At 72.1% G+C, this 13,771-nt stretch carries 10 protein-coding genes; 8 read left to right on the top strand and 2 right to left on the bottom strand.

Going from position 1 to position 13,771, the window contains the following annotated elements:
- The first annotated feature begins 398 nt into the window (after positions 1-398).
- A complete protein-coding gene (locus tag ACH65_RS14275) occupies positions 399-2,333 on the top strand; it encodes a S53 family peptidase (protein WP_049623283.1) in 1,935 nt (644 codons plus the stop codon).
- Between the two features lie 375 nt (positions 2,334-2,708).
- Here ACH65_RS14275 and ACH65_RS14270 read toward each other — a convergent pair whose 3' ends face one another.
- The gene (locus tag ACH65_RS14270) at positions 2,709-3,341 is read right to left on the bottom strand and encodes an outer membrane protein (RefSeq protein WP_049623282.1); all 633 of its coding nucleotides are present in this window, start codon (positions 3,339-3,341) and stop codon (positions 2,709-2,711) included.
- Positions 3,342-3,505: 164 nt separating this feature from the next.
- On the opposite strand from ACH65_RS14270, the gene ACH65_RS14265 reads away from it, so the two are divergent.
- From ACH65_RS14265 to ACH65_RS14235, 7 genes are all read left to right on the top strand, one after another.
- Positions 3,506-4,846, top strand: a complete 1,341-nt coding sequence (locus tag ACH65_RS14265) for an APC family permease (RefSeq protein ID WP_049623281.1) — start codon at positions 3,506-3,508, stop codon at positions 4,844-4,846.
- A 24-nt stretch (positions 4,847-4,870) separates the two neighbouring features.
- Positions 4,871-5,395 carry a (2Fe-2S)-binding protein gene (locus ACH65_RS14260; protein ID WP_049623280.1) on the top strand — a complete coding sequence of 175 codons (525 nt, stop codon included), beginning with the start codon at positions 4,871-4,873 and terminating at the stop codon, positions 5,393-5,395.
- Positions 5,392-7,665 carry a xanthine dehydrogenase family protein molybdopterin-binding subunit gene (locus tag ACH65_RS14255; RefSeq protein WP_049623279.1) on the top strand — a complete coding sequence of 758 codons (2,274 nt, stop codon included), beginning with the start codon at positions 5,392-5,394 and terminating at the stop codon, positions 7,663-7,665. The genes ACH65_RS14260 and ACH65_RS14255 overlap by 4 nt, the downstream gene beginning before the upstream one ends.
- 254 nt (positions 7,666-7,919) lie before the next feature.
- On the top strand, positions 7,920-8,840 hold the full coding sequence (locus ACH65_RS14250; protein WP_049623284.1) for a LysR family transcriptional regulator: 921 nt from the start codon (positions 7,920-7,922) through the stop codon (positions 8,838-8,840).
- A 175-nt stretch (positions 8,841-9,015) separates the two neighbouring features.
- On the top strand, positions 9,016-10,620 hold the full coding sequence (locus tag ACH65_RS14245) for an MFS transporter (RefSeq protein WP_049623278.1): 1,605 nt from the start codon (positions 9,016-9,018) through the stop codon (positions 10,618-10,620).
- Between the two features lie 30 nt (positions 10,621-10,650).
- Entirely contained in the window at positions 10,651-11,721 is a 1,071-nt protein-coding gene (locus ACH65_RS14240; protein WP_049623277.1) for an HlyD family secretion protein, read from the top strand.
- A complete protein-coding gene (locus ACH65_RS14235) occupies positions 11,718-13,238 on the top strand; it encodes an efflux transporter outer membrane subunit (RefSeq protein WP_049623276.1) in 1,521 nt (506 codons plus the stop codon). The genes ACH65_RS14240 and ACH65_RS14235 overlap by 4 nt, the downstream gene beginning before the upstream one ends.
- Positions 13,239-13,312: 74 nt before the next feature.
- Here ACH65_RS14235 and ACH65_RS14230 read toward each other — a convergent pair whose 3' ends face one another.
- Entirely contained in the window at positions 13,313-13,720 is a 408-nt protein-coding gene (locus tag ACH65_RS14230; RefSeq protein WP_049623275.1) for a hypothetical protein, read from the bottom strand.
- Positions 13,721-13,771 lie beyond the last annotated feature (51 nt).

Raw genomic sequence — 13,771 nt, 5'->3', positions numbered from 1 at the left:
GGGGTGTCCTTCTCTTTGGCTACTTTCTCTTGGACAAGCAAGAGAAAGTAGCTCGCTCCCCGGCAGGGGAGCGAAACCCCGGCCAACGGCCGGCCGGCTAGCGACCGCGCTTCAACGGAATTGGGCTTCAACAACACAGCATGCCTCCTGCACCGGGCACCCGCAGAGAGATCGCGCACAGCCCCTTATGTCCCCCCGTCACTTCCCACACCACACGCAGGCACATTACGCTCGGCCGCGCGACGCACGCCGATCACGCAGGGGGAGCCGCGGCGTCGCGCCGGTGGGCCGGGGTTACGAGGTTCTGGACGATGCACCGGGCGCAGGCCCGGCCGCCACGCGGCCGCGCGCAGACGCCCGCCGGCCCGATTCGATCCGTCGCTACAAGGAGTTTCATCATGCACGTTTCGCTGCGCCGCACGTCCCTTGCCGCCTCGCTCGCCCTACTCCTCGCCGCCACTTCCGGCACCGCCCTCGCCGCCGGACAGGAGGCGCACACCGATGCCGGCCTCGCCCCCACCGCCGCCGGCACCAAGGCCACGCTGGTACTGAAGCTGCGCGACGAGGCCGCGCTGGAGCGTTATATCCAGGACACCGTGACGCCCGGCTCGCCCAACTACCACCGCTTCCTCAGCACCACCGAATTCGCCAGCCGCTACGGCGCCACCGATGCGCAGATCGCCCAGGTGCAGGCCTTCCTCGCCAAACAGGGGCTGCGCGGCGAGGTGGCCGCCAACCGGCTGGCGATCCACGTGAACGGCACGCTCGGTCAGTTCGGCACGCTGTTCCAGGCGCCGATCCACGACTACGTGGCGCGCGAGAGTGGCCGCCGCTTCCACCGCCCGTCCAAGGCGCTGGTGCTGCCCGCGACGCTGGCCGGCACGGTGGTCAACGTCGGCGGCCTGGACAACCAGCGGGTGTACCTCTCGCACCGCGTGCGCAATGCCGCCTTCCCGGTGGCGAAGAGCGGCCCCGCCCCGGCCACCACGCTCAAGGCCCCGGCCAAGGCGCCGGCCGCGCAGGACAACCCCACCGCCACCGGCGAGCCGGGCAACTACACCGTGGGCGACGTGGCCAACCTCTACCACATCAACCCGCTCTACCAGCGCGGCATCGACGGCCGCGGCTCGACGGTGGCGGTGGTCACCCTCTCCAACTTCGACCCGGCCGACGCACAGGCGTACTGGGACGGCATCGGCCTCACCACCAAGCCGCACCGCATCACCCAGGTGCACGTGGACGGCGGCGGCGACATCGACGCCGGCAGCGGCGAGACGGCGCTCGACGTGGAGCAGTCCGGCGGCCTGGCGCCGTTCGCCGACGTGCTCGTGTACGACGCGCCCAACACCAGCGCCAGCTACGTCAACGCCTTCGCCCAGGCGGTGATCGACAACAAGGCCGACAGCATCTCCACCAGCTGGGGCCTGCCGGAGATCTACAACTTCGCCGCGCTCAACGTGGACGGCGCCCGCGTGGACGACACCACCGACGTGGGCGACCTGCGCGCCTTCCACCAGATCTTCCTGGAGGCGGCCGTGCAGGGGCAGTCGGTGTTCGCCGCCACCGGCGACTCGGGCGCCTACGACACCGTGCGCGGGCTGGGCACCGGCAGCGGGCCAGGCGAGTTCAGCGCGCCGCTCACGGTGGATTCGCCGGCCTCCGACCCCTACGTCACCGCCGCCGGCGGCACCACCACGCCCTTCAACTACAGCTTCGGCAAGCACCCGGTGGAGTCGATCACGCAGGAGAGCGTGTGGGGCTGGAGCTACCTGCAGCGCTACTTCGACACCTACTACGGCGCGGGCGCGATCGACCTGTTCTCGGTCGGCGGGGGCGGCGGCGTCAGCGTGTACTGGCGCACGCCGTTCTACCAGCGCTTCACCGACGGCGTGCGGCGCAGCGAGAAGGACCAGTCGCTGGTCTACAACGACCCCGACGCCGGCCCGACCACCCTGCTCAAGCTGCCCGGCAACTTCCGCGGCCGCAACCTGCCGGACGTCTCCCTCAACGCCGACCCAGAGACCGGCTACCTGGTGGTTTCCACCGTGGACGGCGGCGTGGTCTCGGGCAACGGCGGTACCAGTTTCGTCTCGCCCCAGCTCAACGGCATCACCGCGCTGCTCAGGCAGAGCACCGGCCAGCGCATCGGCCTGTGGAACCCGCACCTGTACCTGGTGCAGAACGTGTTCGGCTACGGCCGCTGGTCCGCCTTCAACGCGGTCAGCGCCGGCGACAACTGGTTCTACCAGGGCGAGCCGCGCTACAACCCGGGCGCGGGCCTGGGCTCGCTGGACGTGACGCGGCTGGACTTGTTCCTGCGCAGCGGGTTCTGAACGGCGGTTCCCCGCAACGGGAGAGGACGCGAGGCGCGGCCTCTCCCATCCAGCTCGACGCGGCTCCGCCCCGGCTGGGGAGAGGAAGCAGGGCGAGGGCCGCACGCTCGCCGCACCGGCTCCCTCTCCCCGCCGGGGAGAGGGTTGGGGTGAGGGGACACGGGTGCCACACCCTCGCTTCGAGCGAGCGCTCCGGCAAGCACCCGCCCCTCGCCTCGGTCCTCTCCTCGCTCCTCAAAGCCGGCGCCATCCATGGCGCCTCCCCGCGTGCCCCGGCGGGGAGAGGAAGCAAAGCGCGCGCCCCGTCGCCATACGCCCGAAACACAACGGCCGCCTCGCGGCGGCCGTTGCGCTTGGCGATGACGACGGATCGCTTCAGAAGCGGTATTCCGCGCCCAGCGAGAACGCCGCCACGTTGACCCTGGAGCGGCTCAGGCCGTTGTAGGAATCCAGCTTCACGCGGTAGTTGTCGTAGTGCAGGCCGAGCCCGAAGTTGGGCGTGAAGTCGTAGCCCACGCTGGCGCCGGCGTACCAGCCGTTGCCGTTGTAGGTGGACGAGCCGTAGGTGTAGTAGCCGGGCTCGCTATAGCTGCCGCGCGAGGTCACGCGGGTGCGCAGGTAGCCGCCGCGCGCGGCCACGTACCAGTGGTTGCCGCCGAAGTGGTACTTGCCGTTCACGCCGGCCAGCAGGGCCTTGCTGCTGAGCTTGCCGCGCAGGCGCGTGACGCCGTCGTTGTACGAGACGCTGGCCTCGCCCAGGTCGACGTAGCCGCCTTCGACGCCGAAGTCCACGGTGTTGTACCAGACGTAGCCGAAGCGCGCGGCGTAGGTGGTGTCCTTCTTGTCGCTGTGCACGCCGTAGCCGTCGGCAAGGGCGACGCGGTACTGCGACTGGCCCAGGTTGCCGTTGACGAAGAAGGCGCCGTTGACGGTGTCGGCGGCATGGGAGGCGGCGGAAGCGGCCGCCATGGCGATCGCCGCGGCGATCGTCGCGAGAGGCTTGTGCATGGGTTGTCCCCTGTTGTGATGGTTGAAACGCCCCGCCGAATCCAGGCGGGCGCCGGGCATTGTAGGCAATGCGGCCGCGAGGGCAACCCGCCTGCCCGCGAACGCTTGCCCGCGGCCGGCCCGCCCGCCATGCTTCGGGTTCGCGCCATCACCACCCTTTTCCCATGATCGACACCCCCAGCGGCTACGTGCGCCGCCTCCGCCTCCGCGACGCCGCGCTGATCGTGGTCGGCGGCATCATCGGCGGCGGCATCTTCCGCAACTCCGGCATCGCCGCGGAGCGCACCGAGTCGGGCCTGGCGCTGCTCGCGATGTGGGTGGGCGCGGGCATCCTCACCCTGATCGGCGCGCTGTGCTACGCGGAGCTGGGCGCGCGCCGCCCGCGCGCGGGCGGCAGCTACGTGTACCTGCGCGAGGCCTTCGGGCCGCTGGCCGGCTTCCTGTTCGGCTGGATCATGCTGCTGGTGATCTACTCCGGCTCCACTGCCGCCGTGGCCACCATCTTCGCCGGCTATGCCTGCGCGCTGTTCGACCTGCCCGCGTCGATGGGCCTGCCGCTCGCGGTGGGCGCGCTGGTGTTCGTCAGCGGCATCAACCTGTTCGGGCTCAAGCTCGGCGCGCAGGTGCAGAACACCTTCGCCCTGCTCAAGCTGCTGGCGGTGGCGGTGCTGGTGGTGTGCGGGCTGTTCCTCGCCGGCGCCGGCTCGCCGGTGCTGGCGGCCGACCCCGCCCGCGAGGGCGTGGGCTTCATGGGCGCGGCGCTGCCGGTGCTGTTCGCCTACTCGGGCTTCACCTACCTCAACAACCTCGCCGGCGAGGTCGCCGAGCCGCAGCGCACCCTGCCGCGCGCGCTCACCCTCGGCATGCTGATCGTGATCGCCGCCTACGCATTGGTGAACGTGGCCTACCTCGCCGTGCTCGGCCACGACGGCCTCGCCGCCAGCACCGCGCCGGCGGCGGACGTGATGCAGCGCGTGGCCGGCACCGCCGGCGCCAAGGTCATCGCGCTCGGCATCGCCATCTCCACCCTGGGCTTCTGCAACATCACCCTGGTGGCCGGCGCGCGCGTGCTGCAGGTGATGGGCGAGGACGGCCTGTTCTTCCGCACCGTGGCGCGGCTGCACCCCAGGCACCGCACGCCGAACATCGCACTGGTGCTGCTCTCGGGCTGGTCGATCGTGCTCGTGCTCTCGGGCAGCTACGGCCAGCTGCTCGACTACGCCACCTTCGGCGACTGGCTGGCCTGCGCGGTGGGCGTGGCCACGTTGTTCTGGTACCGCCGCCGCGACGCGGGCACGGTGGATTTCAAGGTGCCCGGCTACCCGCTGCTGCCGCTGGTCTTCGTCGGCGTGATCGGCTGGGTGGTGGTGGAGACCATGCTCAGCAACCCGCGCAATGCCGGCATCGGCCTGCTGATCATGCTCGCCGGCGTGCCGGTGTATTTCGTGTGGCGACGCCTGTTCAGCCGCGACGCGGCCTCCCCGCGCGGCTCGATGCCACAATAGCCGGCACTGCATGGAGAACTGTTGATGGCGCAAGCGCAAGCCCGCGACCTGCCGAGCGGCAGCGAAGAAAACATCGTCCCGGAAAAGATCCGCGAGGGCGTGGACCTTCTCATCAACGGCGAGCGCTTCCGCCACACGGGCGATCCGAAGATGCCGCTGCTGTGGTACCTGCGCGACGTGCTGCGCCTCACCGGCACCAAGTACGGCGGCGAGCACAGCGGCGCCGACCTGGTGCTGGTGGACGGCAAGGCGGTCCCCGCGCTCGGCCAGACGGTGGCCTCGCTCGCCGGCAAGCGCATCACCACGGTGGAGGGCATGGCCGCCACCGACGGCACGCTGCATCCGCTGCAGCAGGCCTTCGTGGACGAGGACGCGATCGGCTGCGGCTACTGCACGCCCGGCTGGCTGATCGCCGCGCTCGACCTGCTCGGCCGCAAGCCGCACCCCACCGACGATGACATCGACCAGCTGCCGGTGCTGTGCCGCTGCGGCTGCCAGACCCGCGTGCGCCGCGCCATCAAGCGCGCCGCCAACGGAGGCAAGTCATGAGCGCCACGCTGCCGCCGCTTTCGCGCCGCCGCTTCGTCAAGCTGCTCGCCGGCGGTGCCTGCGCGCTGGTGATCGGCATCCCGCTCGCCGCCGAGGCCGCCGCGCCCGACGCGCCCGACGCGCCGCTGCCCGCCGCCCTGCTCGGCGACGACCTGCACGCGCTCGGCGCCTATGTGCGCATCGACGGCGACGGCAACGTGGTGATCGGCATCCGCGACCCGGACACCGGCACCGGCCTCAGCACCGCGCTGGCGCGCCTCATCGCCGACGAACTGGACGCCGACTGGAACCAGGTGAGCGTGGTGCCGCTCGGCCTCGGCGTCGCCGTGCGCGACGGCAAGCCCGCGTGGATCTACGGCCACCAGCGCGGCGGCACCGGCGACGCCATCCCCGCCGCCTGGGCCGACCTGCGCCAGGCCGGCGCGGTGGCGCGCTACCTGATCACCCAGGCCGCCGCGCGCCGCCTCGGCGTGCCGGCCGAACGCCTGCGCTGCCAGGCCGGCGTGGTGGTGGCGCCGGACGGGCGCCGCTTCGCCTACGGCAGCCTGGTCGAGGCCGCCGGCCAGATCGACCTGCCGACCCAGCCGCTGCCGCTCAAGACGCCCGACCGCTTCACCCTGATCGGCCAGAGCGCGGGCGACGTCGACGCGCGCGCCATCGTCACCGGCCAGACCCGCTACGCCATCGACCACCACGAGGCCGAGGAACTGGTGGCCGTGCTGCTGCGCTGCCCCTGGCCCGACGGCGCCCTCGCCAGCATCGACGCCGCCCCGGCGCTCGCCGTGAAGGGCGTGGTAAAGGTGGTGCCGCTCACGCCCGAGCCGAACCTGCAACCCGGCCAGACCCTCGGCGCGCCGGCCGTGGCCGTGCTCGCCGCCGACACCTGGAGCGCCCTGCAGGGCCGCGCCCAGCTCAAGGTCGTCTGGAAGCCCGGCAGCGGCGACGACAGCGCCGCGCTGGAGCAGCAGGCGCTGGCCCTGCTCGACAACAAGGACGCCACGGGCCAGCGCGTGCGCAACGACGGCGACGTCGATGCCGCCGGCAAGAAGGCCGCGCGTCGGCTGGAGGCCACCTACGTGCAGCCCTGGCTGGCCCACGCCACGCCCGAGCCGATGAACTGCCTGGCGCACGTGGAGAAGGACCGCGCCACCCTGGTGGTGCCCACCCAGGCGCCGCAGCAGGCCTGGGCCGTGGTGCAGCGCCTCACCGGCCTCGCCCCCGACCGCATCGAGATCCGCGTGCCGCGCGTGGGCGGCGGCTACGGCCGCCGCCTCGACCACGACTACGTGGCCGAGGCCGTGATGCTGGCCAAGGCCGCCGACAAGCCGGTGCGCCTGCTGTGGACCCGCGAGGACGACCTCGCCCACGACTACTACCGCCCCGCGGTGGCGCAGAAGCTCGGCGCCATCATCGACCGCAAGCGCAACATCCTCGCCTGGACCCAGCGCACCGCCGGCGCCTCCGCGCTCGCCCGCCGCGGCGTGCCGGACGACCGGCTGTGGACCTCCGAGCTCGGCGCCGACCAGCTGCCCGCCGGCCTGGTGCCCAACTACCGCAGCGACTGGTACGGCCTCGCCTCCAGCCTGCCCCGCGGCCCGCAGCGCGCCATGCCGCACCTTTCCAACGCCTTCGCGGTGGAGAGCTTCGTCGACGAGATCGCCCACGCGCTCAAGGAAGACCCGCTCGACACCCGCCTGCACCTGCTCGGGCCGGCGCGGCAGATCCCGCTCGCCGGCGGCCGCTCGCTCGACGTGGGGCGGCTGCTCAACGTGCTGCAACTGGTGGCCGACCGCATCGGCTGGAAGCAGAACTGGCTGCACAGCGTCAACGGCCTCGGCCTCGCCTGCTGGCACGTGGACGGCACCTACGTCGCCCACGCCATCGAGACCTCGCTGAACGGCAACACGCTCAGCATCGAGCGCGCCGTGTGCGCCGTGGACGTCGGCCGGGCGATCAACCCGCTCGGCCTCGAAGGCCAGGTCGCCGGCGCCACGCTGGATGCGCTGGGCACGGCGCTCAACCTCGCCGTGAGCTTCAAGAACGGCCAGGTGCAGCAGAAGTCCTACAAGGACTACCCCCTCGCCACCATGGCCCAGCTGCCCAACGAGGTCGAGGTCATCACCGTTCCCGGCGGCGACCGCCCGCCCGCCGGCGCCAGCTTCCTCGCCATGCCCACTGCGGCGCCCGCGCTGGCGAACGCGGTGTTCCGCGTGAGCGCGGTGCGTGTGCGCCGGCTGCCGCTGATGCGCGAGCTGGTGCGGATGCTGTAACGGGCCTGCTGCCGCACGGCATCGCCATCGGCCGCCCGGTGTAGCGGGGCCGGTGGCGCGTTTCTGCTGCAAACCGGCACGGTCTGACGGCCGCCTCGCGGCACTCCGGACCGACCGGCGACGCCGTGCTCGACGGTGAGACCACCGCTGCGTCTGCGACGCCAAACGCGCCGGCCCAAGGCCGCGCGCTTGGCGTGCCCACCGGCGCGCCGCGGCACCTGCGCGGCATGCACCGCGGCCTATACTTGCGTGCCATGCAATCGCCCGACCTCAATCTCCTGTTCGCCCTCGACGTGCTGCTGGAGGAAGGTTCGGTCGTCGGCGCAGCGCGGCGCATGCACCTCAGCGCGCCGGCGATGAGCCGCACGCTGGCGCGCATCCGCGAGGCGCTCGGCGACCCCGTTTTCGTCAAGGTGGGGCGCAGGATGGTGCCGACGCCGCGCGCGCTCGCGCTGCGCGAACAGGTGCACGCCTCCGTCGAGGGCGTGCGCCAGCTGCTCCAGCCCGAGCGGGACGTGGACCTCCCCTCCCTCACGCGGCACTTCAACCTGCACGCGAACGACGTCTTCATCAGCGCCTTCGGCCAGGCGCTGTCCGAGCGCGTGCGCCGCGAGGCGCCGCACGTGCTGCTGCGCTTCTCGCCGGAAAGCGAATCGGAGGACTCGGTGCTGCGCGAGGGCAAGGTCGACCTGTACATCAGCGCGATGCGCCCGATGGGCCCGGACGTGCACGTGCAGCCGCTGTTCACCACCAAGTTCGTCGGGCTGGCGCGGGAGCACCACCCCATCTTCCGGCACGCGATCACGCCGGAGCGCTTCGCCCGCTACGACCAGATCAGCGTGTCCCGCCGCGGCCGCGCCAGCGGGCCGATCGACACCGCGCTGCGGGGCCTGGGCCTGTCGCGCCGGGTCGCCCTGGTCGCCCCGACCTTCTATTCGGGCGTGTTCATGCTGGGCACCTCCGACCTGATCCTGACCCTGCCCGAACACGTGGCCTGGATGGTGCAGCGCCTGGGCATCCGGGCGCGGGCGTTCGAGCTGCCGCTGCCGCTGGAGACAGTGGTCATCGTGCAGGGCTGGCACCCGCGGTTCCAGAGCGACGGCGCCCACCAGTGGCTGCGCCGCACGATCCGCGAGCTGTGCACCAGCCGTGCGTCGGAGCCGGCCGCGCAATGAGTGCGTCTGGCGCACGATAGCCGTGCGCACATTTCAATTTTCGGACTGATCCACCGTACCTAGACTTCCGGCATTCGTCCCCGGAACACGGAAGGCTTGCGGTGAAGCACCCCGCTGCACACATCTCCCGCGCCCGCCCCGGCGAGCGGTCGGCGGCGCGCCCGCGGAGGCGCGCGTGAGCGGCCTCGCCGCGTCCGCCCCGCCCGCGGCGGCACCGGCCACGGCGCCGGCGGCCGCGATGGCGCCGGCCTTCGGCGGGCGCCTGCTGGCCGGCCTCGGCGGCGTGCTGCTGGCGGTGGTCATCGCCCAGCTCAACGACCACGTGACGGAACTGGCGATGCCCGACATCCGCGGGGCGATGGGCCTGAGCCGCGACCAGGGCTCGTGGCTGTCCACGGTGTACCAGGTCACCCAGGTGACGGCGATGATGTTCGCGCCCTGGTGCGCCGCCACGTTCTCGCTGCGGCGCTTCACCATCGGCGCGGTGGCGGCCTTCGCCCTGCTCGGGCTGGCCCTGCCGTTCGCCCCGTCCGCCGGCGCGCTGTTCGCGCTGCGCGCCCTGCAGGGCCTGGCGGGCGGCTGCCTGCCGCCGATGCTGATGACGGTGGCGCTGCGCTTCCTGCCGCCGGGGATCAAGCTCTACGGGCTCGGCGCCTATGCCCTCACCGCCACCTTCGCGCCGAACCTGGGCCTGCCCTTGGCGGCACTGTGGAGCGAGTACGTGGGCTGGCGGCTGCTGTTCTGGCAGATCGTGCCGCTCGGGCTGGTGGCGATCCTGCTGGTGGCGTGGGGCCTGCCGCAGGATCCGCTGCGGCTGGAGCGCCTGCGCCATTTCAACTGGCGCGGGGCGCTGCTCGGCCTGCCGGGGATCGGCATGCTGGTGGCCGCGCTCGGCCAGGGCACCCGGCTGGGCTGGACCGACTCCCCGCTGATCTGCGTGCTGCTGGCCGGCGGGCTGGCCGCGCTGGCGAGCTTCCTCGTCAACGAATGGTTCCACCCGCTGCCGTTCTTCAAGATCCACCTGCTGGCCCGGCGCAACCTCACGCATGCGCTGATCACCCTGGGCGGCGTGCTGCTGGTGCTGGTCGCGGTGGCCGCCGTGCCCGCCGGCTACCTCGCCGAGGTGCACGGCTACCGGCCGCTGCAATCCGCCCCGCTCGCCCTCTACGTGGCCCTGCCGCAACTGCTCGCCCTGCCCGCCGTGGCGGCGCTGTGCAACCTCCGCCGGGTCGATTGCCGCTGGGTGCTGGCGGTGGGGCTGGGGCTGATCGTGCTGACCTGCGCCGCCGGCAGCTTCATGACCTCCGACTGGATACGCGAGAATTTCTACCTGCTGCAGTGGCTGCAGATCCTCGCCCAGCCGATGTCGGTGATCCCGCTGCTGGTGCTGGCCACCACCGGCCTGCCGCCGGCGGAAGGGCCGTTCGCCTCGGCCTGGTTCAACACCATCCGGGGCTTCGCCGCGGTGGCCGGCACCGGCGTCACCGAGGGCTTTCTCACCTTGCGCGAGCACGTCCACTCCAACGTGCTGGTGGACCAGCTCGGCAACCGGCCCCAGGGCCTGGCGCTGGCGCAACACGCGTTCGCCGACCAGCCGGGCGCGGGTCACCCGCCGGCCCTCGCGCTGCTCGCGCAGCACGTCCACGAGCAGGCCCTCGTGCTCGCCTCGGCCGACGTGTTCCGGCTGATGGCCGTGATCGCGCTCGCGCTGATCCTGCTGATCCCGGCCCTGCCCACCCGGGTCTATCCGCCGCGCCCCGCGGCGGACCCCGCACGCTGACAAAGACTTAAAGATAGGTTCCGTTCCCCCATGTCCGAATCGCCTCCCGCCAGGAAGATGTACCTCGCCATCGCCGCCGTCGTGGTGGTGATCGCGCTCACCGCCGCGCTCGCGCGCTGCACGGGGACAGCCTCCAGCGAAACGACCGACGATGCCTACGTCAACGCCGATTTCACCGTGGTCGCCCCGCGCGTGGCGGGCCAGGTGAGCGCGCTGGACGTCGAGGACAACCAGGTCGTCCACAAGGGGCAGTTGCTGGCGCAGATCGACGACCGCGACTACCGCGCCGCCGTGGCCTCCGCCGAGGCCGACGTGGCGATGGCGCGAGCCGCCATCGACGATGCCACCGCCAGCCTCGCGCAGCAGCAGTCCGTGATCGACCAGGCGAACGCGGCCCTGGCCGCGGCCCGCGCCGGCTACGCCTTCAGCCGCGCCGACTTCGACCGCTACACCGACCTCGCCCGGCACGGCGCCGGCAGCCTGCAGAACGCGCAGCAGGCGCGCTCGCGCATCGACACCGCGCAGGCCGACGTCGCCCGCAACGAGGCGGCCCTCAAGGCCGCCAGGCAGCAAGTCGCCGTGCTGCAGGCCGGCCGGGAGCGCGCCGGGGCGGCGCTGCAGCGCGCGCAGGCCGCGCTGGAGACGGCGCGCCTGCAACTGTCGTGGACACGGATCGTGGCCCCGGCCGACGGCATGGTCGGCCAGCGTTCGGTGCGGGTGGGCGCCTACGTGACGCCGGGCACGGCGCTGCTCGCCGTGGTGCCGCTGCAGCAGGCCTACGTCATCGCCAACTTCCAGGAGACCCAGCTGACCGCCGTGCGTCCCGGGCAGGCGGCCGAAGTGCGCGTGGATACCTTCCCCGACGTCGTGCTGCACGGCGTGGTGGACAGCCTCGCGCCCGCCACCGGCGTCACCTTCGCGCCCTTCGCGCCGGACAACGCCACCGGCAATTTCACCAAGGTGGTCCAGCGCCTTCCCGTCAAGATCGTGCTGCGCCCGGGGCAGCCCGCGCTCGACCGGCTGAAGGTGGGCATGTCGGTCGAGGCCACCCTGCACACGGATGGCGCCCGCAAAGACCAGCCGAAGGTGGCCGCGCAATGAGCCCGCTCACGCGCCGGGTCGCCGCCGCGCTCTACGCGCTCGGGCTGGCCGGCTGCACCGTCGGCCCGGACTTCCACCGCCCCAACGCCGCCCTGCCGGCGCAGTGGACCGCCAGCGCCCCGCAAACGCCCGGCAGCCGCCTCGTGCCGGGCGACCTCGACCCGCGCTGGTGGAACGCCTTCGGCGATGCCGAGCTGTCGTCGCTGGTCGAGCGGGTGGCCACGGCCAACCTGGACGTCGCCATGGCGGGCTCGCGCCTGCTGCAGGCGCGGGCCGCGCGGCGCATGGCCGGGGCCGCCGCCGAGCCCGCCGTGGAAGGCACGACCTCTTACCTCCACGCGCGCTCGAGCCAGCACGGCCTGGTGGACATCTCCGGCCTCAACGGCAAGCACGACTACGACGTCTGGCAGCCCGGCCTCGACGCCTCGTGGGAGCTGGACCTCTGGGGCCGCGTGCGGCGCCAGCTCGAATCCGCCGACGCCAGCGTGGAGGCGAGCGCCGACCTGCGGCGCGACGTGCTGCTCTCGGCGATGGCGGAAACCGCCAGCGACTACATCCGGCTGCGCGGCGTGCAGGCCCAGCAGGCCATCGTGCGCCAGAACCTGGAGCTCGCGCGCCGCAGCCTCGCCCTGACGCAGCGGCGCTTCGCCGACGGCGTGGCCACCCACCTGGAGACGGCCGAGGCGGCCGCGCAGGTCAGCGCGATGGAGGCGCAGCTGCCGGGGCTGGAGAACCAGCGCGTGCGCCTGGTCAACGCGCTCAGCTTCCTGCTGGGGCAGCCGCCGGGCGCGCTCGCCGCCGAGCTGCAGGCCGCGGCGCCCATCCCCCCCGCCCCACCGCGGGTTCCGCTGGGCTTGCCCTCCGAGCTGGCCGAGCGCCGCCCCGACATCCGCGAAGCCGAGGCCCGCCTGCATGCCGCCACCGCCGACATCGGCGTGGCGGTCGGCGATTTCTACCCGCGCATCACGCTCTCGGCCAACTTAAGTCTCCAGGCCATGCGCTTCGGCGACCTCGACAGCTGGGGTTCGCGCATGTTCGGCATCGGCCCCGCCCTCAGCGTGCCGCTGTTCGAAGGCGGCCGGCTGAAGGGCCAGCTCGCCCTGCGCAAGGCGCAGCAACAGGAGGCCATGCTCCGCTTCCAGCGCACCGTGCTCGGCGCCTGGCACGAGGTCGACGACGCAATGAGCGACTACGACGCCCGCCAGGCGCGCCGCGACAAACTGGCCGCCGGCGTCGCGCAGAACCAGGAGGCGCTGGACAACGCCCGCCGGCAATACGTGGCCGGCGCAACCAACTTCCTCGACGTGCTCACCGTGCAGACCAACCTGCTGGACACGCAGCAGGCCTGGGTCACCAGCTCCACCGACGTCTCCCTGGCCCTCGTCGGCCTGTTCAAGGCGCTGGGCGGCGGGTGGGAGACGAGCTTTCCCGTTGCATCGAACGGGCGTGCCGGCACGCCGGTCGAGGCCGCCACTCCGACCACGAGCCACGGCACCAAGGCCACGCGCACAGAATAATACGGACGTCCATATGGATAGATGTCCGTATCACCTATCGCGGCAAGCCACGGCCTGCGCGATCCGGCAACCCGTCAGTGGAACTGATCGCTCGCCGGCACCCACGAACTTGACGCGCGCGCCGGCGCGGGCAGCGTGCGGATGACCGGCACGCTGCTGCCGCAGCCCGGCGGCAGCGGCCCGCCACTGACGCGGGCGGCGGCACATTTGGCATTGCGGGACATAGCTACCCCTGGCCGTACCGCCAGGGCATCCACCACCGCCACCGGCAGGTCATCCAGCCAGACGTAATCCCGGTTCATGCCGCCGTACTCGGTCAGTAGCTGGCTACCCTCGTCGCAGGCGTAGCGCTCGTTCACCGCCTGCGGCAGCGTCGCCGTCTTGGCAATGCGCTCGCCGAAGGCGTTGTAGGTGTAGGTGCCTACCGTGGCGCTGTTACGCACCACACTGAGCAGCCGGTTGCGGTCGCCAAAGCTCCTCATCTACAACCATTCATTTCGTTTCCTACTTGGACACTAAGGATGCTCTGATCT

This window comes from Frateuria defendens, from assembly GCF_001182895.1.
Taxonomy (GTDB): Bacteria; Pseudomonadota; Gammaproteobacteria; order Xanthomonadales; family Rhodanobacteraceae; genus Frateuria_B; species Frateuria_B defendens.
This window is presented reverse-complemented; position numbering and strand designations above follow the sequence as displayed.